Genomic DNA, 18,028 nt, shown 5'->3' on the forward strand with positions numbered 1-18,028 from the left:
CAGCGTCCGGCTGCGCAAACGCCTAGAGGATCTCCTTGGCGTACAGGTCGAGAAGTCCCTGGTAGTGCGGCCCGGTGTTGGCCACGTAGACCTCGTCGAAGCCGGCCTTCTCGTACTGCTCGATCATCTCGCGGTGTGCTCCCGGGTCGTTGCCGCAGACGAAGCTCTCCTTGACCATGTCCTGGGTGACGAGCTCGGACGCCTGCTCGAAGTGCTTCGGCGACGGCAACACCTGGGAGAGCTCGCCGGGCACGCCCGAGTTCGGCCATTTCTCGTACGCCAGACGCGCGCCCTCCTCCTCCGACGAGGCGTACGCGGCCTTGAATCCGCCCTGGACGACCTTCTTGCCGCCGCCGGACGAGCGGAAGCGCGACACGAGGCCGGCGTCGGGCATGACGCTGACGTAGCCGTCGCCGAGCCGCCCGGCGACGTCGGTCGCCTTGGGCCCGAACCCCGAGATGTGGATCTCGACGGGCTTCTCGGGCAGCGTGTAGATCCGGGCGTTCTCCACTGTGTAGTGCTTGCCGTGGTGGGAGTAGTTCCCGCCCTCCCACAGGCCGCGCATGATCTCGATCGATTCTTCGAGCATTTCCAGCCGTACGTCCAACTCGGGCCACGCGTCGCCGAAGATGTGCTCGTTGAGCGCCTCGCCGGTGCCGACCCCGAGCCGGAACTTGCCACCGGTCAGCACGGCGCTGGTGGCCGCGGCCTGGGCGATGACGGCCGGGTGGATGCGTACGGTCGGGCAGGTCACCGCCGTGGTGATCTCCAGGCTGGGCGCGGCCTGGCTGATCGCGCCGATCATCGACCAGACGAAGGCGCTCTGGCCCTGTGCGTCCACCCACGGGTGGTAATGGTCGGAGATCCACAGGGCTTGGAAGCCGGCCCGCTCGGCGCCGCGCGCCTGCTCGATCAGTTCGGCGGGGGTGTATTCCTCGGACGACAAGAAGTAACCGATGCGCATACTGCCCCGAATACCCCTACTTCTTGCCTCCGAACATGCGGCGGATCGCCCAGAGCAGGATCAGCGCGGCCAGGGCGACACCCAGGAGGCGGACGGCGTGCACCTCGGACCAGTCGACGCCCGAGGCGGCGAGGGGGATGGCAGTCACCGTGCCAGCGTACCGAGTCCCAGCTAATAGAAAGGTTTGTTGACTAAATCGCGGAGCGATGTGACCATTGGGACCGCACGCGACCAGGCAGCCGGAACGTACGGGGGACAAATGCCGAAATTTGGCGAATTGCCGGAGCTTGCCGCGACGGTGCTCCAGCCCGGATTCGTCGGCACGAGCGCACCCGACTGGGTCCGGCGCTGGCTCGGCGAAGGGCTCGGCGGCGTCGCGTTGTTCGCCCGCAACGTCGAATCACCGGCCCAGGTGGCGGCGCTGACCGCGCAGCTGCGGGCCGAGCGCCCGGACGTGCTGGTCGCCATCGACGAGGAAGCGGGCGACGTCACCCGCTTCGAGTCCCGGCTCGGCAGCTCCCGGCCGGGCAACCTGGCCCTGGGCGCGATCGACGACGCCGCGCTGACCGAAGCCGTGGCCCGCGACCTCGGCGACGACCTGGCCAAGGCCGGCATCACGCTGGACTACGCGCCCGACGCCGACGTCAACAGCAACCCCGGAAACCCCGTGATCGGCGTACGGGCGTTCGGCGCCGAGGCGCGGTTGGTGGCCCGCCATTCGGCCGCGTTCGTGCGCGGCCTCCAGGCGGCCGGCGTCGCCGCGTGCGCCAAGCACTTCCCCGGCCACGGCGACACCAGCGTCGACTCGCACCACGACGTCCCGCTCATCGACCGCGACCGGCAGCAGCTGGCCGACTGTGAGCTGGTGCCGTTCCGGTCCGCGATCGAGGCCGGCGTGCGGGTGGTCATGACGGGTCATCTGCTCGTCCCGGCGTACGACCGGGAACTCCCGGCGACGCTCAGCCGCCGCATCCTCACCGGTCTGCTCCGTGAGGAGCTGGGGTTCCGGGGTCTGATCGTCACCGACGGCATCGAGATGCAGGGCGTGCGCCGCAAGTACGGCCTGACCGGCGCCACCGTGCGAGCGCTGGCCGCCGGCGTCGACGCCATCTGCGTCGGAGGTGACCACGCCGAGGAGCACACGGCGACCGAGCTGCGCGACGCCATCGTGGCCGCGGTGCTCGACGGCACCCTGCCCGAGGAACGGCTTCGGGACGCCGCCGCCCGCGTCCGCGAGCTCGGCGAATGGACCACCCGCACCCAGACGGCGACCGGCGCCCGGGCCGTGGCCGATGCTGGTCCCGAGGTGGTGTCGATGGCCTTCAGTCCGGTCAAGGGCGGTGGTGGGGCGGTATTGGATGGGCTCTCGACGGGCTCGGGCATCGGTTTCGACGCGGCCCGCCGAGCGGTCCGGGTCACCCGCACCGAGGGCGCCACTTCCCTGCCGATCACCGAGCCGGCGTACGTGGTGGAGTTCGCCCCGCCCCGCAACATCGCCATCGGCGCCGAGACCCCGTGGGGCCTGAGCGCACCACTGGACGAGCTGCTCCCCGGCACCGAGACGGTCCGCCTGGCCGAGAACGACAACCCGGCCGCCGCGCTGGAGGCGGCCGGCGACCGCCCCCTGGTGGTGGTGGTCCGCGACGTGCACCGCCACCCGTGGCAGGCCGAGGCCCTGACCACCCTGCTGGCGGCCCGCCCCGACGCGATCGTGGTCGAGATGGGCCTGCCGGTGACAGTGCTGGGCGGCGTGCACATCGCCACGTACGGCGCCACCCGCGCGTGCGGCCAGGCCGCCGCCGAACTGATCGCCGGCACCGTGGTACCCACCCCCGCGCCCCAGCCGCTGGCCGCCTGAGACCGGCCCGGACGCCGGCGCCCCGGGCCGGGGGGCCGGCCGCCGGCGTCCGGGCCCGCGGTCGACTAAGCTGTTAGCTAACCGCGGAGGTGCACCATGTCAGCAGAAGCGGTGCACTACAACATGCACGACGCCAAGACGCACCTTTCGCGCATCATCGAGCGGGTCGAACACGGCGAAGAAATCATCATCGACCGCGCGGGAACCCCCGTGGCGAAGGTCGTTCCGCTGGTGCGCCGAGTCAACCGCACGGCCATCGGTTCACTCGCCGGCATGGTCGACATGTCAGGCGACTGGGACTCGCCTGCGACCAACGCTGAGATCGCCGCAGAGTTCGGCCTTGGCGAATGAAGCAGGCCACTGGCAAGCTCACCAGACCCGACGATCTAGCCGAACGGGTGCGGGACATGGGCTTCCGGGAGCTGCCAGTAACCAGTAGCCATGCCATTGCCGCGGGTCGCCTGCCTCTTCATCACCGTGACCCGTTCGACCGGATGCTCGTGGCTCAGGCGGCCGCTGAAGGCCTGACGCTGGTTTCTCGCGACGCGTCGGCCGCGCTGTACGACATCGACGTCCTGAAGGTCTGACGACGGCATCGCGTCGGCCGCGTCGAGGGCGGGGGCGTGGGGTATAAGAGCAGGGGCCAACTGACCGCCGGACGTAAGGAACACCCTGTGAGTGACGAGCCGCTGTACTCCAAGCTGGGCTTTACCGACCCCGAGTGGGGGCTGCTGGTCGGCCTTCCCCAGTCGGTGCTCACCGCGGCGAGCGCCGCCTCGCCGGACAGCACCCGCAAGACGCGGCAGGAGAGCGCCGCCGGTCTCGATGTCATCTCCGACGCCCGCGCCTCGGCCAGCCCGCTCGTCGTGGCCGTGGCCGGCGCCATCGTCTCCCGGGTGGGCGACCCCGATCTGGGCGAGGAGCCCCCGGTCATCGAGCCCGGCGACCCCATCGCCTACGCCGAGGACGTGCTGGGCCGCGCCGCCGAGGCGAACGCCCTGCTGACGGCCAAGGCCGACCAGGCCGACGCCGAGACCTACAAGCACTGGCTCGTCGAGATCGCCGAGAGCGTCGTCGGCGCCGCCTCCACCGGCGGCGTCCTCGGCCTGGGCGGCGAGACCGTCACCGACAACGAGCGCGCCTTCCGCGACGACCTGGCCAAGGCCCTGGCCGACTGATCAGCGCGCGGGCGGTCGCCAGCTGAAGACCGGGTCCATCTGGCGCAGGACCAGGTTGGGGCCGAGCTTGCCGGCGACCGCCATGCCCGCGTTGCGCAAGGTCGCCGCCGGGCCGCGCAGGCCGGCCAGCCGCCCGATGCGGCGGGAGGCGGTGGCGACGGCCGCGGTTCGAGGTGCGCGTTCCTTCGAGTACGCCGTCAGGTCGTCCGTGTGGGCGGCCAGGACCACGGCGTCCTCCAAGGCCTGGCAGGCGCCCTGGCCCAGGTTCGGGGTCATCGCGTGGGCGGCGTCGCCCAGCAGCGCCACCCTTCCCCTGTGGAAGGCCTTCGGCGGGGTGTCCAGGCAGCGGATGTCGGTGCGGATGATCTCGGTGGCGGCCGACATCAGGGACGGGATGGGCTCGTGCCAGCCTCCGAACCAGCGCAGCAGCTCGGCTCGTTCGTCGTCGGCCCGTTCGCCGGGTGGGGCCGGGGCCGTCGCGTAGCAGTAGACGCGGTCGTCGCCCAGGTTGACCACGCCGACCACGGCGCCGTCGCCCCACGTCTCCGACAGTTCCAGGTCGCCCGGTGGCCGCGGCACCACGAAACGCCAGCTCGTCACGCCCGTGTAGACGGGGCCTGGTGATTGCGGGAAGAGCTTGCGGCGTACGGCCGAATGAAGCCCGTCGGCCGCAACCACAAGATCAGCCTCGACGGGCCCGCCGGGAGTGACCACCCGGCCCGTCGCCGGATCGACGTCCTCGACCGGCACACCCAGGCGAAGGACGGCGCCGGTCATCGCCCGTCCGGCGGAGTCGGCAGCGGCCTGGGGCGAGGAATCGGTGACGGCGCCGGCGAGGAGCCGGATCAGGGCGGCCCGGTGGACGACGATCGTGGGCAGGCCGAAGCGGGTCTCGGCGGCCGCGGCGTCGGTGCGGGAGATCCAGCCGCCGTCGGGGCGCTGGATGCCCGCAGTGCCCTGGAGCGCGGCCATCGCGCGCACCCGCTCGCCCAGGCCGAGGACGTCGAGGGCGCGCAGGCCGTTCGGGGCGATGGCGAGGCCCGCACCCACGTTCTCCAGGGCGGGCGCCTTCTCCAGCACCGTGACCGTCCAGCCCCGGCGGGTCAGGGCGACGGCGGCGGCCAGGCCACCCACCCCGGCTCCGATCACTGTCGCATTCGGCATCGTCGCATCGTGTCATGCTCGACACGTGTCCGTCGTCGACGAATATGCGATCGGCCCGCCTTCGGCCCGGCTGCGGCCGCATGTCGCCTTCTATTCGGGCTACCGGCAGCGCGGCATCGCTCCTGGGCTGCACCGGGGGCTGCCGTCGCCGTACCTGACGCTGATCTTCACGATGGACGAGCCGTTGATCGTCGACGCTCATCCGGACCCGCGGCAGCGGGCCGGCCGCTATGACGCGCTGATCGGCGGGCTTCATCTGGGGCCGGCGATCATCCGGCACGAGGGGCGGCAGTCAGGGGTGCAGGTGGCCTTGCGGCCGCTCGGGTGCCGCGCCCTGCTCGGCCTGCCGGCGGGCGAATTGTCCGGCCTGGATCTGCCGGCGTCGTCAGTGCTCGGCCCGGCCCGGGTCGAGGAGATCAGGGAACAGGTCTCCGCGGCGACGTCATGGCCGGCGCGGTTCGCCGCAGTCGACCGTGGGCTGTGCCGCGCGCTCGACCGCCCCGTCCGGATCGGCCTGTCATCAGGCGGCCCCACGCCGCCCGCGTCAGGAGCAGGCGCGGCCGGAACAGGAGCGCGAGCGACAGCGGCGGCCGAGGTCGCATACGCGTGGAGCCGCTTGATGACGGGACGCGTGAGTGTCGCGGCGGTCGCGGGTGAGGTGGGCTGGAGCGGGCGCCACCTCACCGATCGTTTCCGGGCCGAGGTCGGGCTGCGGCCCAAAGAGGCGGCCCGGGTGGCGCGTTTCGACCGGGCGCGCCGGGCTCTGCGGCCGGGCGCGCGCTTTTCTGACCTCGCCTCCGGCTTCGGTTTCTTCGATCAGTCCCATTTTGTACGGGAGTTCCAGGCGCTCGCCGGATGTGCGCCATCACAGTGGCTGGCCGACGAGTTCGGTTTTGTCCAAGCCATGGCCGGTGTGGCCGCGCACCATGAACGGTATGACTGAACCTCGACCGCAGGTGTGGCCCACGCTGGTGGCCACCGACGCCCGTGCCCTGATCCGATTCCTCGTCGACGCGTTCGGCTTCACCGAGACGGTCGTCCACGGCGACGAGAACGGGGTGGCGCACGCCGAGCTGGCCTGGCCGCTGGGCGGCGGCATCATGCTCGGCGACGTCAAGGACGGCGGCATCTGGAAGCTTCAGCCGGGGACGTTCGGGTGCTACGTGGTGGCCGACGACATCGACGCGCTGCACGAGCGTGCGGTCAAGGCCGGCGCCGACGTCGTCACGGCCCCGTACGACACCGACTACGGGTCGCGCGACTTCGCGGCGCGCGACCCGGAGGGCAATCTCTGGCAGTTCGGCACCTATCGCGGCGCCTCGCTGGGCTGACTCAGGCGGCCGGGGCGGGGGTCTTCTCGTCGGGGCGGTCGTCGGTGGCGACGAGCGCCTCGGCCTCGGCGATGATGGCCTCGTCCTCGGTCTTGTGCTTGCGGTACTGGGACACCGAGTACGCGATGGCGGCGGCCCAGACCACGTAGATGACGGCGTAGAACGTGTAGCGGACGCCGTCGCCCGCGTCGATCCAGTCGCTGCGCAGCAGGGTGCGCGTGTTGGTCAGGATGATCAGGCCGCCGACCAGGGAGCCGAGCACGCGCGGCGGGATGTGCCGGACGAGCCAGGCCGCGATCGGGGCGGCGATGACGCCGCCGATCAGCAGGGCCAGCACCCAGGTGTAGTTGATGTTCTCGTTGCCGATGCCGATGATGAAGCCGAGGCTGGCCGCGACCGCCACCAGGAACTCGCTGGTGTCGATGGAACCGATCGTCTTGCGCGGCTCGAGCCGGCCGCTGGCCAGGATCGCCGGGGTGCCGACCGGGCCCCAGCCGCCGCCACCGGTGGAGTCGACGAAGCCGGCCACGATGCCGAGCGGGGCCAGGAACCGCTTGCGCAGCGGCTTGCCGAGGCGGCCCTTGGGCAGGCCCTGCGTGGTGAAGCGGATGAAGACGTACAGGCCCAGCGCCAGCAGGATGATCGACATCAGCGGGGCCGCGGTCTCGGTCGACAGGTTCGACAGGAAGGTCGCGCCCGCGAACGCGCCGACCGCGCCGGGCACGCCGATCTTGAGGACGACCTTCCAGTCGACGTTGCCGAACTTCCAGTGCGAGACGCCCGACACCAGGGTCGTGCCGATCTCGGCCAGGTGAACGGTGGCCGAGGCGGCGGCCGGGCTGGTGCCGATCGCCAGGAGCAGCGTGGTCGACGTGACGCCGTAGGCCATGCCCAGGCTGCCATCGACTAACTGGGCGCCCAGGCCGACCAGGGCGAGGAGCAAGAGCTTGCGCATGTCCCTAACCACCGTTTCCCTAGATATCCCACATACCAAGTTGGTTTGGTGAGAATAGGGAACGCAGCGTGTTCGTGGCAAGTTCTCCCAGTAGCCGGGACGTCGTCAGAGAAGGCCGCGCTCGAAGGCGGCGGCCACGGCGGCCGCGCGGTCACGAACGCCCAGTTTCGCGTACGCGTGAAGCAAATGCGTCTTCACGGTGGCCTCGCTGATGTGCAGGAGCTTGGCCGCCTCGCGGTTCGCGTGGCCCTGGGAGATCAGCTTGAGCACCTCGACCTCGCGCTGGCTCAGCGGCTCCTTGGCCGGCGAGCGCAGCGTCCCCATCAGGCGGCCGGCCACCGCGGGCGACAGCACGGACTCGCCGCGGTGCGCCGCCACGACCGCCCGGAAGAGCTCCTCGCGCGGCGTGTCCTTCAGCAGATAGCCGGTGGCTCCCGCCTTGATCGCCGGAAGAACGTCGCTATCGGTGTCGTACGTCGTCAGGACCAGCACACGCGCACGCGAGCCCTGCCCGGCGAGCGCGCGGATCGTGCTCACCCCGTCCATGACCGGCATGCGCAGGTCGAGCAGGACCACGTCCGGGTCGACCGAGCCGGCCACCGCGAGCGCCTCCTGGCCGTTGCCGGCCTCGCCCAGCACGGCGAAGCGGTCGTCGCCGGCGAACATGCCGCGCAGGCCGTCGCGTACCACCGGATGGTCATCGACGATCAGCAGCCGGATCACGCCGCGGCCCCCGCGAACAGGGCCGGCACGCAGGCCGACAGCGCCGTGCCGCCGCCCGGCTCCGACTCCACCTCGAGCGTGCCGGCGATGCGGCGCAGGCGCTCCTTCATCGCGACCAGGCCGTAGCCGCCCTTGTCGCCGCTGGTGCGCGGGGCGGCCGGGTCGAAGCCGGCGCCGTCGTCGTGCACGTCCAGGGTGACCACATCCTCCATGTAGGACAGTGTGAGCGTCACCCGTTCGGCTGACGCGTGCCGGGCGACGTTGGCCAGGGCCTCCTGGGCCGTCCGCAACAGGGTCGTCTCGATCTCGGGCAGCAGCGGCCGGGCCGTGCCCGTGGTGACCAGCTCGGCGCCGACCCCGCTCAGCCGCGACCAGCTGGTCATGACCTCACCGATCGCCTCGGGCAGGGCGGCCGCGTCGAGCGTGCGCGGCCGCAGCGCGTGCACCGAGCGGCGGGCCTCGGTGAGGCTGTCGCGGGCCAGCTTCTTGGCCGCCGCGAGATGCCGCTCGCGGTCGCCGCCGGGCGAGGTGGCCGCCTCGAGCTGGGTGACGATGCCGGTCAGGCCCTGTGCCAGCACGTCGTGGATCTCGCCGGCCATCCGCTGCCGCTCGTCGAGCTTGCCGGCCTCGCGGGCCTGCACCATGAGCTGGGCGTGCAGGCCCTCGTTCTCCTTGAGCGCCGCGGCCAGCTTGGCGTTCGCCTCGGCCAGCTCGTCGATCACCTTGACCTGCCGGGCCGAGCGCTCGTCGGCCTTGGCCGTCACCTTGATCATGAGACCGGAGACGCCGATGTTGATGGCCAGCAGGACGGCGATGACCGGCCAGGCCGACCTCTCGTCGAGCACGTAGAAGCCGCCCGCCTGGGAGAGGCCGGTGGGGATCGCGACCAGCACGCCGCCCGCGATCATCCACCCGCCCCGCAGGGCGTACGCCGTGAAGAGATAGCCGGTCCAGGCGAAGAACCCGAACAGCGGGCTGGCCCAGACCAGCACGAAGATCAGCACGATCAGGCCGGCGAAGAAGACCGCCATCTTGCCCCGGTGGTGCTCCCACTCGGGATGCAGCGTGACCCAGAAGAAGAGCCACCCGGCGGCCACCGCGAGCGCGCCGCCGATCACCGGCCACGGCTGGTGCGGAACGTTGGCGGCGTCGCCCAGGGCGATCATGCCGATCGTGCAGACCAGGGCGACGTACGGCACCACCGTGATCAGCCGGTCCGATTTCCTGCCCGCTGCCATGACCGTCACCATCGACCCCTTCAGGACCAGCGGAACCAGCGGACCGCGAGGAACCCGAACACCACGACGTACCCAAGAAGAACCGTAACCGAGATCGCGGCCGGCCAATGTCCCGTCATGGTGTCGTTGACCGCGCGCTCGGCCGCGCCCACCGGCGTGAAGTCGGCGACCCGGCGAAGCGCCTCCGGCATCACCTCGCGCGGCGTCCACAGCCCGGCGAAGAACATCAGCGGGAAGAACAGCAGCGTGCCGACCGAGTTGCCGGCCTTGCCGGTCGGCACCAGCGCGGCCACGACCAGGCCGAGCGCCAGCACCGCGGCCGCGCTGAGCAGAAGGGCGAGCACGAAACCGCCGAACTGGGCGGCCAGCGGCACGTCGAAGGCGATCCGCCCGACGGCGAGCACCAGCGCGGTCGCGGCGACGGCGCAGATCAGATTCATCGCCAACTGCGCGCCGAGCAGTTTCAGGGGCGAGACCGGCGTGGTGGCGAAACGGCGCAGCACGCCACGCTCCCGGTACGACGCCAGCACGGACGGGGTGACCTGGACGGCCAGCATGGTGATGGACAGCAGCACGGCGATGCCGACGTAGAGGTCGATGACCCGCCCGCCGTTCAGGCTGTCCTGCTGTTCCCGGAACGCCGGGATGCAGCCGAGGATCACCACCAGCAGCGTCGGAAAGATGATCACGAAGAAGGCGGACATCGGGTCCCGCAGGTACAGCCGCAGCTCGGTCAGGGTCAGCTTGGCGAAGACGTTCACTGTGGTCACTCCCCCGAGTCGGACCGGCCGGTCAGCCGGACGAACGCGTCGTCCAGGCTGGCCTGCTCGATGCGCAGGTCGTTGGCGATGATGTCGTTGACGGCGAGCACCGAGGTGACCGCGTGCAGCAGGTTGCCGGTGCCGACGACCTCGAGCTGCGACCCGTGCCGGAGCACCTCGCGCACCTCGGGACGGGCCTCGAGCAGGGCCGTGTCGACCGGCGCCGACGGGCGGAAACGGATCCGCTGCTCGGTGGTGGTCCCGGCGATCAGGCCGGCCGGGGTGTCGAGCGCGACGACGGTGCCGCGGTCGATCACCGCGAGCCGGTCGCAGAGCCGCTCGGCCTCCTCCATGAAGTGCGTGACCAGCAGGATCGTCACCCCCCGATCACGGACGGCCTCGATGAGACCCCACGTGTGGCGGCGAGCCTGCGGATCAAGCCCGGTGGTGAGCTCGTCCAGGATGGCGATCTCGGGATTGCCGACGAGCGCGAGCGCGATCGACAGGCGCTGCTTCTGCCCGCCCGACATCCGGCCGTAGCGGGTGGTCAGCGGCACGTCGAGATCACGGGCGAGCGCATGCCAGTCGGCCGGATCGGGATAGAAGGAGCTGAACAGGTCGAGCGCCTCACGCCCGGTGAGCTTGTCGGGCAGCTGGCTCTCCTGCAGCTGCACACCGACCAGCCAGCGCAGCGCGGTGTCGGAGGGTGGGCGGCCGAGCACGCCGATCGTGCCGCCGTCGGGCTTGCGGAGGCCGGCGACGCACTCGACCGTGGTGGTCTTGCCGGCGCCGTTGGGGCCGAGGATGCCGAAGATCTCGCCCCGCTCGACCGAGAACGAGACGTCCCGCACCGCGACGGTGTCCCCGTACGCCTTTCGCAGGTTCTGGACCTCGATGACTGTCATGCATCGAGAATCGCCGTCGCACCCGGGGTCCCGAATCGACCGGCGAGCGAAAGCCCGCATCCACCAACCGGTGGATGCCGGACTACACCATCGCTTCCTCGGTGTTGCTGCCGCGGCGCAGGCCGGTGACGGCCGAGTAGACCGAGCCGATCTGGGCGGCGACGCGCTTCCAGGAGTACGCCTGACGGGCGCGGTCGAGGGCCGCCGTGCCGTACGCGAAGCGCCGGACCTTGTCGTTGACCAGGCGCCGCAGGGCGCCGCCGAGGGCTCGCGGGTCACGCGGCGGCACCAGGTCGCCGGTGAGCCCGTCGACCACCGTCTCGGTCAGGCCGCCCACGGTCGTGCCGATCACCGGGACGCCGCAGGCCATGGCCTCCAGCGCGGACGGCTCGAACTGCTCCTGCCAGGGCGCCGCCACCAGCAGGTCGGCCGAGCGGTACCAGGCCGGCATCTCCCGGGCCGGCACCCGGCCGACGATCCGGAACCGGTCGCCGACCTGCAACCTGTCGGCCAGCGCGCGCAACTTCGCGGCGCTCGGGTCGGCCTTGAGCTGATCGGCCGACGGACCGCCCACGACGACCACCTCGGCGCCGGGCACGTAGCGCATGGCCTGGATGACGTCGCCGAAGCCCTTGCGCTCGACGAGCTTGCCGACCGAGAGGATGCGGGGCCGTTCGGGGTCGCGCTCGACGGCGGGGCCGTCCGGGCTGAACCGGATGCTGTCGACGCCGGCCGGCACGACGGTCAGCCGGGCCCGGGGCACACCGATGCGCACCAGGCCGCTGACCTCGTCCTGGGACTGCGCGACCACGCGGTCGACGGCCCGCCCCAGGGCGCGCTCGTATCCGCTCCGCGAGGGCCGGTCGGCGCCGCCGCTGAGCGAGGGCAGTCCCAGCTCGTGGAACGACTGCACCACCGGGATGCCGAACTGGCGGGCGGCGGTGACCGCGGCCAGGCCGCTGGTCCAGAAGTGGGCGTGGGCGACGTCAGGGTGCCAGTCGCCGTGGCGCCACTCGTGCTCGAGCAGGCGGGCGAACTCGCCCATGTGCGGGAGCAGCAGGTCGGGGGGCATCGCCTGGGCGGGCCCGGCGGCGATGTGGACGACGTGGATGCCGCCCGGCGTGAAGACCACGTCGGCGACGTCCGGCGAGTCGCGACGGGTGTAGACGCGAACCTCGTGACCGATCTCGGCGAGAGCCGTGGAGAGGTCGGCGACATGGGTGTGCTGGCCGCCGTCGCCCAGGGGGCTGGCGTGCTCGGAGATCATGGCGATGCGCACGTGGTCCCTCCGGTCGGGCAGGTGTTCGCCGGAGACCTTGCCCTACGGCAACATCCGTAAACCTGACCTATCCGTTACAGACTGTTCTCGCAGGGTATGTCCTGGCCGTGGCTATCGTGCAGCGTACCGTTCAGGCCCCGCCCGATCGTGTCTTCGCCGTCCTCTCGGACGGGTGGACCTACAGCGACTGGGTGGTCGGCACCGTGCACATCCGTGACGTCGACGAGAGCTGGCCGGCCGTGGGCAGCCATCTCCACCATAAGGCCGGACCGTGGCCGCTCTCCCTGCACGACTCCTCCGAGGTGCTGATCGTCGAGCCGGACCGGCGGCTCAAGCTCAACGCGGGCCTGTGGCCGCTGGGCGAGGCGGTCGTCGACATCAAGCTCGAGCCGGCCCCCGGCGGCGCCACGAAGGTGACGATCGAGGAGGACTTCGAGCGCGGCCCGCTGCGGGCGGCGCGCAACAAGCTCAACGACCTGCTGCTGCACCGCCGCAACATCGAGACCCTGCGCCGCCTGGCCGACATCGCCGAGCGGTCTACCCGTACACGGCGCGATGCGCCGCGTTGATCACTGAGCGGTAGCCGGGGACGCGGTGGCGGGCCAGGGCGGCCCGCGCCGCGTTGGCGCCGGGAGCGCCGTGCACGCCGCCGCCCGGGTGGGCCGACGAGCTGGCCATGTAGAGCCGGTCGACCGGGGTGTCGGCCCGCCCGATGCCCGGGATCGGGCGCAGGAACAGCTGCTGGAACGCGGCCGCCGTGCCGCCGCCGAGGGCGCCGCCGACCAGCGACGGGTTCTCCCGCTGCATGTCGGCCGGCGAATAGACGTTGCGGCCCTCGACCTGTGCGAGGAAGCCCGGCGCGTACTCCTCGACGGTCGCCTCCATCCGCTCGACGTGGGCGGCGATCTCGTCCGGCTCCCAGTGCTCGCGGTGCGGCAGATGGGTGTACGACCAGACCGACTCGGTGCCCTCCGGAGACCGCCCCGGATCGGCCGTGGTCATCTGGCCCAGCAGCATGAACGGGTGGTCCGGGACCTGGTTCGTGGCCAGGCGGGCCGCGTAGCGGGTGAGGCCGTTGAGATCGGAGCCCAGATGCACGGTGCCGGCGCCCGCGGCGGCCGGGTTCTTCCAGGGCATCTTCGTACGGACGGCCCAGTCGACCTTGACCGTGGCGCCGTCCCAGCGGAAGTGCGCGAGATCCTCGGCCATCCGCGACGGCAGCCAGCGCTCCCCCACGAGATCGAGATAGAGCGAGGGCGCCGGTACGTCGGCGATCACGGCCCGCCGGGCCCGGTACAGCCGCCCGTCACCCGTCCGCACGCCGACCGCTTTGCCGCGGGCGATCAGAACCCGGGACGCCGGCGCCTCGTACACGATCTCGCCGCCCTGGGACCGCAATCGCGAGACCAGGGCATCGGTGATCCGCTGGGCGCCGCCGACCGGCACCGGCCAGCCGTGCTCCTGGCCGAGCATGGCCAGCAGCCAGCCGTACACGCCGCCTCCGGCCTCCTCCGGCGACAGGTCGGTGTGCAGGGCACAGCCGGCCATCAGCAGCGTCGCGCCCTCCCCGCTGAACAGCTCCGAGCCCAGCTCCCGCACCGAGAGCACCAGCCGCCGGGCCAGCCGCAGCGCGTCCACGCTGCCCAGGGCCCGCAGCAGGGAGACGCCGCCGCGCACCGGCGGGAACGGCGTGAGGATGGTGTCGAGCATCGGGGCCGAGACGCCACGCCAGTCGTCGTACGCGTTCTTCCAGCGCTCGCCGTCGCCGGGGGCGAACCGCTCGACCGACTCCATGGTCCGTGCGACATCGGTGTTGATCGTCGCCGCCCGGCCGTCCGGCAGCAGGTGGGTGAGCACGTCCGGGGACCGCGTCCACTCCAGGTCGAGGTGCAGATCGCGCAGGACCGGCGAGGCGTACCCGAGGGGATAGAAGGAACTGAACAGGTCGCTCAGATATCCGGGCGCGGTCACGAAGCCGGACCGCACCGCCCCGCCGGGCTGCGGGGTGGCCTCGAGCACCACCACCGACCACCCGGCGTCGGCCAACAGGTTGGCGGCGACCAGGCCGTTGTGGCCGGCGCCGATGATGATCGCGTCTGAAGTCTCCATCGAAGACGTCGTACCCTTCCCACGGCGTTTGTCACCCTTCGCCTCCGGGTAGCAGCCGGAGCGTGGCTGAGCCGACGCTCGACCGGGAGTCCGAGGCGCATGCGGCGGACCTTACGCCCGGCCCGGTACCCCTGAAGCTTCGTCAGCTCAGCTGGAGGAGCTGGCGCTCGGTCGGATGGCGCAGCCTGGTCGGCTACGTCGAGGACGACTGCTCCGACTTCGCGGCCGCGATGACCTATCAGACCTTCATGGCGCTGATCCCGTCCCTGGTCGTCATCGTCGCGCTGGTCAATCTGGTCACCGACGGCTCGACCGTGCTCGACGCCGCCCTCAACATCCTGCGTGATCTGGGCATCGGCTCGGTCGTCGACAACGACGGGCTGATCTCGGTGATCCAGGCCCTGCTGGTGCAGCAGTCCTCGGCCAAGGTGCTCTTCGGCTTCGGCCTGCTGCTGGCGGTCTGGTCGGCCTCGGGCTACGTCGGTACGTTCACCCGCGCCTCCAACCGCATCTACGGCGTCCGGGAGGGCCGGGTCTGGTGGCGGCTGGAGATCCTCCAGATCGCGCTGGCCGCGGTGGCCCTGGTGCTGCTGGCCGCCATCGGGGCCGGCCTGGTCATCAGCGGCCCGGTCGTGGACGCGCTCGGCAACGCCCTGCACGCCGGCGCGACCACCCGTCAGGTGTGGTCGGTGGGCCGCTGGCCGGTGCTGGTGGTGATCGCGATGGTGGTGCTGTCGCTGATGTTCTGGATCGCCCCGAACGTGAAGACGCCCCGCTTCCGCTGGCTCACCGTGGGCGGCGCGGTGGCGCTGATGGCGTGGTCGGTGGCGTCGTTCGGCTTCGGCCTGTACGTGGCCAACTTCGGCTCCTACAACCGCACGTACGGCAGCCTCGGCGCGATCGTGGCCTTCCTGGTCTGGATCTATCTGTCCAACACCGCGCTGCTGCTGGGTGTGCAGGTCAACGCCGAGGTGCTGCGGCAGCGGCTGCGCCAGGCCGGCGACGAAGATCCACAAACTCCGCTCGCCCCGCGTTTAGCTCCTCCCGAGCCGGGCACGTCTGATGTCAGCAAGGCGGGGAAACATCATGAGGAGGAGACACCGTGAGTACGGTTACCGAGTCCGTTGACGTCGACGTGCCGGTGCGAGCCGCTTACAACCAGTGGACCCAGTTCGAGGAGTTCCCCCGGTTCATGGAGGGCGTGAACGAGATCCGTCAGCTCGACGCGACCCACACGCACTGGAAGACCGAGATCGCCGGCGTCAAGCGCGAGTTCGACGCCGAGATCACCGAGCAGCTCCCGGACGAGCGGGTGGCCTGGAAGTCCACCGAGGGTGAGAAGCAGGCCGGCGTGGTCACCTTCCACCGGCTCGACGACACGCACACCCGGGTCACGGTCCAGATGGACTACGACCCGCAGGGCCTGGTCGAGAACGCCGGCGACAAGCTCGGCATCGTCGACCGCCGCGTGAAGGGCGACCTCAAGCGGTTCAAGGAGTACATCGAGGGCCGTGGCGGCATGGAGACCGGCGGCTGGCGCGGCCAGGTCGACCGCCCCGGCGCCTGATCGTCCGCAACGCATCGGGAACGGCCGCCTCGTGCGGCCGTTCCCGCTGTCATGTGCGCGGCTTGCCGGAATGGGTGGCCGACCTCCGTACAGTCAAGAAGCCGATGCCCTCCTTGGCCCGCAGCGCGTAGCGATGCCGGGCCGCCGGCCAGATCGCGGGACCGAGATAGGTCCCGGCGGCCACCGTCTCGGCCCCCGTCCAGGGCGTGGTGGCCGACCCGGCGCCCCGGTCGAGGCCGATCCGCAGCGGCACCCCGGACGGCGTGGTGACCGAGAGCGTCCCCACGCCGCCGCGCAACGTCACCGGAACGGTGCCGACCGGCTCGGGCAGGCGCAGCTCGATCAGCCCCGACGGGCCCAGATCGACCCGGGTGACCCGGCCCCGGACCAGGTCGAGCTGCTGCTCACCGGCCCCGGCGGGCAGCCGGATGCCCCACCGGACGTCCCGGTTGAGCACGATGCGCACCTCGTGCGGCCCGTCCGTCCCGGTGGGCCGCAGACTCGCCCGCACCGACAGGCCCTCGACACGGACGTGCGGCTCCAGTCCGCTCCCGGCCGGGGTGGTGACCCGATAGAGCATCCCCGGCAGGCTGGCCATGATCACCTGCACCCGCGAGGCGGCGTCGTCAACGGTCAAAATCGCCTGGGTACGCCCTTGAAGCGCTCCCACAGCCACCCGGCCAGGGGCTTGCTGCGCGATCGTGGGCTCCTGGCACCCTGCCAGGAGCAACGCTCCGACCAGCAGAAACAGCATTGTTGAGCGACCTTGACGCAACACTCGGGGCACGATCGGACCAACGCAAAATCGGCCGAACGGGTGACGGCGATCCGCCCTTTCCGAGCCAGACTGTCCGAATGCGTTCTGCCGGATTCCTCACCGACCGCCAGCGTCAGCTGGCCTGGCTGGGCTTCCTCCTGGCCGCCTTCCAGGCCCCGCTGGCCGCCAAGCTGATCGACGACGCCTCGTGGCTCTTCGCCGTGGTGGTCGCCCTGGTCGTGGCCACGGTCATCCTCGCCGACGACGCCCAGCGCCGTCGCCCGGCCGTCGAACCGGTCGAGTAAAGCCCCTGCGCCGTCCACCCTCAGCGGGCCTCGTGGCCCGCTCTTCCGTGTGTGCGGCGCTTCTCCTTGAGCGCGGCCTCGTAAAGATGGCGCCGCCCACCCGCCAGCTCGTCCCGCGCCGCCTTCTCGAGGGCACGGAACTCGGCGTAGTAGCCGTCGTCGTACTCCTCGACGATCTGGAACGTCCAGTGGCCGGGGATGACGTTGCGCCCGATCAGCTCCGTCTGGACCCGGTCGGCCAACTCGTCGTGCCCGGCCTCGCGCAGCAGTGAGACGGCCTCGTCGAGCTGGAAGTCGGCCGCACCCGTGAGCTGGTGCATCGCGTACAGATGCCCCCGGGCGTGCTCGGTCGTCTCCAGCGCCTCACTCAGCTTGCCCAGCGCCTCGACCGTCTTGTCGTCCATGACTCGGATCTTTCCCCGGGAGAACAGCTTCAACCGAGCTGCACCCGTCCGGAGAACCGTCAGCTACCTCAGCGTCTCTAACTTTCTTCTCATGAATGGTTTGTTCTCCGGCGCCGCCGCCCGTGCTGCTCTCCGCTCCGCCCACGCCGCTCTCACCGAGCTGCACGACACCGTGGGCGTCTCCGGCCTCCCGGCCGCCGACGCCAACCCGGGCCTGATGGCCATCGTCGACCAGCACGCCGCGGGCATCCGCGACAGCCTGTCGGCCGACGTCCGCCCGCTCACCGCGGTCCTGCTGGCCGCCTACGCCGAGGGCGTCCGCGACGCCGCCTTCACCCACGGCTGGCGCCCGCCGGTCGCCGTCATCGACTGGTCCGAGAGCGACTGGGTCCTGTGCCGCCTCCTGGCGGTCTGCGCCCTCGCCCGCACGCTGCCCATCGCCAACTGAGCTGCCGCCCGTAGCAACGCCGTAGACCGACCTTTCATTTTCGAGGGCCGGTGCCGGGGATTCCCCGGCACCGGCCCTCCTC

The 18,028-nt window shown here is 71.2% G+C and carries 22 protein-coding genes and 1 pseudogene; 11 read left to right on the top strand and 12 right to left on the bottom strand.

Annotated features, from left to right (window positions below; genetic code table 11):
• Positions 1–22 precede the first annotated feature (22 nt).
• Positions 23–964, bottom strand: coding sequence for a TIGR03557 family F420-dependent LLM class oxidoreductase (locus ACFY36_RS17815; RefSeq protein ID WP_499747058.1), 942 nt, complete (start codon positions 962–964; stop codon positions 23–25).
• Between the two features lie 16 nt (positions 965–980).
• Entirely contained in the window at positions 981–1,112 is a 132-nt protein-coding gene (locus tag ACFY36_RS17820) for a hypothetical protein (RefSeq protein WP_281260836.1), read from the bottom strand.
• A gap of 111 nt (positions 1,113–1,223) precedes the next feature.
• On the opposite strand from ACFY36_RS17820, the gene ACFY36_RS17825 reads away from it, so the two are divergent.
• From ACFY36_RS17825 to ACFY36_RS17840, 4 genes and pseudogenes are all read left to right on the top strand, one after another.
• Complete coding sequence (locus ACFY36_RS17825) at positions 1,224–2,822, top strand: glycoside hydrolase family 3 protein (RefSeq protein WP_499747059.1); 1,599 nt, start codon at positions 1,224–1,226, stop codon at positions 2,820–2,822.
• Positions 2,823–2,918: 96 nt separating this feature from the next.
• The gene (locus ACFY36_RS17830; RefSeq protein WP_499747060.1) at positions 2,919–3,173 is read left to right on the top strand and encodes a type II toxin-antitoxin system Phd/YefM family antitoxin; all 255 of its coding nucleotides are present in this window, start codon (positions 2,919–2,921) and stop codon (positions 3,171–3,173) included.
• Positions 3,170–3,409, top strand: a pseudogene (locus ACFY36_RS17835) (type II toxin-antitoxin system VapC family toxin); the annotation flags it as partial. The gene ACFY36_RS17830 and the pseudogene ACFY36_RS17835, both read left to right, overlap by 4 nt.
• 87 nt (positions 3,410–3,496) lie before the next feature.
• On the top strand, positions 3,497–4,000 hold the full coding sequence (locus tag ACFY36_RS17840) for a hypothetical protein (RefSeq protein WP_499747061.1): 504 nt from the start codon (positions 3,497–3,499) through the stop codon (positions 3,998–4,000).
• On the opposite strand, the gene ACFY36_RS17845 is transcribed toward ACFY36_RS17840, so the two are convergent.
• Positions 4,001–5,164, bottom strand: a complete 1,164-nt coding sequence (locus tag ACFY36_RS17845) for an FAD-dependent oxidoreductase (protein WP_499747062.1) — start codon at positions 5,162–5,164, stop codon at positions 4,001–4,003.
• Between the two features lie 25 nt (positions 5,165–5,189).
• Between ACFY36_RS17845 and ACFY36_RS17850 the strand changes: the two genes are divergently transcribed.
• Positions 5,190–6,107: a helix-turn-helix domain-containing protein gene (locus tag ACFY36_RS17850; RefSeq protein ID WP_499747063.1), complete on the top strand. Its 918-nt coding sequence runs from the start codon at positions 5,190–5,192 to the stop codon at positions 6,105–6,107.
• Positions 6,100–6,495, top strand: coding sequence for a VOC family protein (locus ACFY36_RS17855; protein ID WP_499747064.1), 396 nt, complete (start codon positions 6,100–6,102; stop codon positions 6,493–6,495). The genes ACFY36_RS17850 and ACFY36_RS17855 overlap by 8 nt, the downstream gene beginning before the upstream one ends.
• 1 nt (position 6,496) lies before the next feature.
• Here ACFY36_RS17855 and ACFY36_RS17860 read toward each other — a convergent pair whose 3' ends face one another.
• The 6 genes from ACFY36_RS17860 to ACFY36_RS17885 form a co-directional block, all read right to left on the bottom strand.
• Positions 6,497–7,450, bottom strand: a complete 954-nt coding sequence (locus ACFY36_RS17860; protein ID WP_499747065.1) for a sulfite exporter TauE/SafE family protein — start codon at positions 7,448–7,450, stop codon at positions 6,497–6,499.
• Positions 7,451–7,555: 105 nt separating this feature from the next.
• Complete coding sequence (locus ACFY36_RS17865) at positions 7,556–8,173, bottom strand: response regulator (RefSeq protein ID WP_499747066.1); 618 nt, start codon at positions 8,171–8,173, stop codon at positions 7,556–7,558.
• Positions 8,170–9,411, bottom strand: a complete 1,242-nt coding sequence (locus tag ACFY36_RS17870; RefSeq protein WP_499747067.1) for a sensor histidine kinase — start codon at positions 9,409–9,411, stop codon at positions 8,170–8,172. Before ACFY36_RS17870 ends, ACFY36_RS17865 begins: the two co-directional genes overlap by 4 nt.
• A gap of 20 nt (positions 9,412–9,431) precedes the next feature.
• On the bottom strand, positions 9,432–10,181 hold the full coding sequence (locus ACFY36_RS17875) for an ABC transporter permease (protein WP_499747068.1): 750 nt from the start codon (positions 10,179–10,181) through the stop codon (positions 9,432–9,434).
• Positions 10,178–11,077 carry an ABC transporter ATP-binding protein gene (locus ACFY36_RS17880; protein WP_499747069.1) on the bottom strand — a complete coding sequence of 300 codons (900 nt, stop codon included), beginning with the start codon at positions 11,075–11,077 and terminating at the stop codon, positions 10,178–10,180. Before ACFY36_RS17880 ends, ACFY36_RS17875 begins: the two co-directional genes overlap by 4 nt.
• An 82-nt stretch (positions 11,078–11,159) precedes the next feature.
• Positions 11,160–12,356 carry a glycosyltransferase gene (locus tag ACFY36_RS17885; protein WP_499747070.1) on the bottom strand — a complete coding sequence of 399 codons (1,197 nt, stop codon included), beginning with the start codon at positions 12,354–12,356 and terminating at the stop codon, positions 11,160–11,162.
• A gap of 116 nt (positions 12,357–12,472) precedes the next feature.
• Here ACFY36_RS17885 and ACFY36_RS17890 point away from each other — a divergent pair, with 116 nt between their 5' ends.
• Complete coding sequence (locus ACFY36_RS17890) at positions 12,473–12,925, top strand: SRPBCC family protein (RefSeq protein ID WP_499747071.1); 453 nt, start codon at positions 12,473–12,475, stop codon at positions 12,923–12,925.
• Here ACFY36_RS17890 and ACFY36_RS17895 read toward each other — a convergent pair.
• Positions 12,894–14,465, bottom strand: a complete 1,572-nt coding sequence (locus ACFY36_RS17895) for a phytoene desaturase family protein (RefSeq protein WP_499747072.1) — start codon at positions 14,463–14,465, stop codon at positions 12,894–12,896. The genes ACFY36_RS17890 and ACFY36_RS17895 overlap by 32 nt on opposite strands.
• Positions 14,466–14,527: 62 nt before the next feature.
• Here ACFY36_RS17895 and ACFY36_RS17900 point away from each other — a divergent pair, with 62 nt between their 5' ends.
• Complete coding sequence (locus ACFY36_RS17900) at positions 14,528–15,571, top strand: YihY/virulence factor BrkB family protein (RefSeq protein ID WP_499747073.1); 1,044 nt, start codon at positions 14,528–14,530, stop codon at positions 15,569–15,571.
• On the top strand, positions 15,568–16,032 hold the full coding sequence (locus ACFY36_RS17905) for an SRPBCC family protein (protein WP_499747074.1): 465 nt from the start codon (positions 15,568–15,570) through the stop codon (positions 16,030–16,032). The genes ACFY36_RS17900 and ACFY36_RS17905 overlap by 4 nt, the downstream gene beginning before the upstream one ends.
• 49 nt (positions 16,033–16,081) lie before the next feature.
• Here the strand turns inward: ACFY36_RS17905 and ACFY36_RS17910 are convergent, their stop codons facing one another.
• On the bottom strand, positions 16,082–16,669 hold the full coding sequence (locus tag ACFY36_RS17910) for a hypothetical protein (protein ID WP_499747075.1): 588 nt from the start codon (positions 16,667–16,669) through the stop codon (positions 16,082–16,084).
• A 218-nt stretch (positions 16,670–16,887) separates the two neighbouring features.
• Between ACFY36_RS17910 and ACFY36_RS17915 the strand changes: the two genes are divergently transcribed.
• Entirely contained in the window at positions 16,888–17,094 is a 207-nt protein-coding gene (locus ACFY36_RS17915; protein WP_498690132.1) for a hypothetical protein, read from the top strand.
• A gap of 20 nt (positions 17,095–17,114) precedes the next feature.
• On the opposite strand, the gene ACFY36_RS17920 is transcribed toward ACFY36_RS17915, so the two are convergent.
• Positions 17,115–17,498 carry a hypothetical protein gene (locus ACFY36_RS17920; RefSeq protein WP_499747076.1) on the bottom strand — a complete coding sequence of 128 codons (384 nt, stop codon included), beginning with the start codon at positions 17,496–17,498 and terminating at the stop codon, positions 17,115–17,117.
• Between the two features lie 91 nt (positions 17,499–17,589).
• Here ACFY36_RS17920 and ACFY36_RS17925 point away from each other — a divergent pair, with 91 nt between their 5' ends.
• Complete coding sequence (locus tag ACFY36_RS17925) at positions 17,590–17,946, top strand: DUF6401 family natural product biosynthesis protein (protein WP_499747077.1); 357 nt, start codon at positions 17,590–17,592, stop codon at positions 17,944–17,946.
• The last annotated feature ends 82 nt before the right edge of the window (positions 17,947–18,028 follow it).

It is taken from the genome of Actinoplanes sp. NPDC000266 (genome assembly GCF_042899005.1).
GTDB lineage: Bacteria > Actinomycetota > Actinomycetes > Mycobacteriales > Micromonosporaceae > Actinoplanes.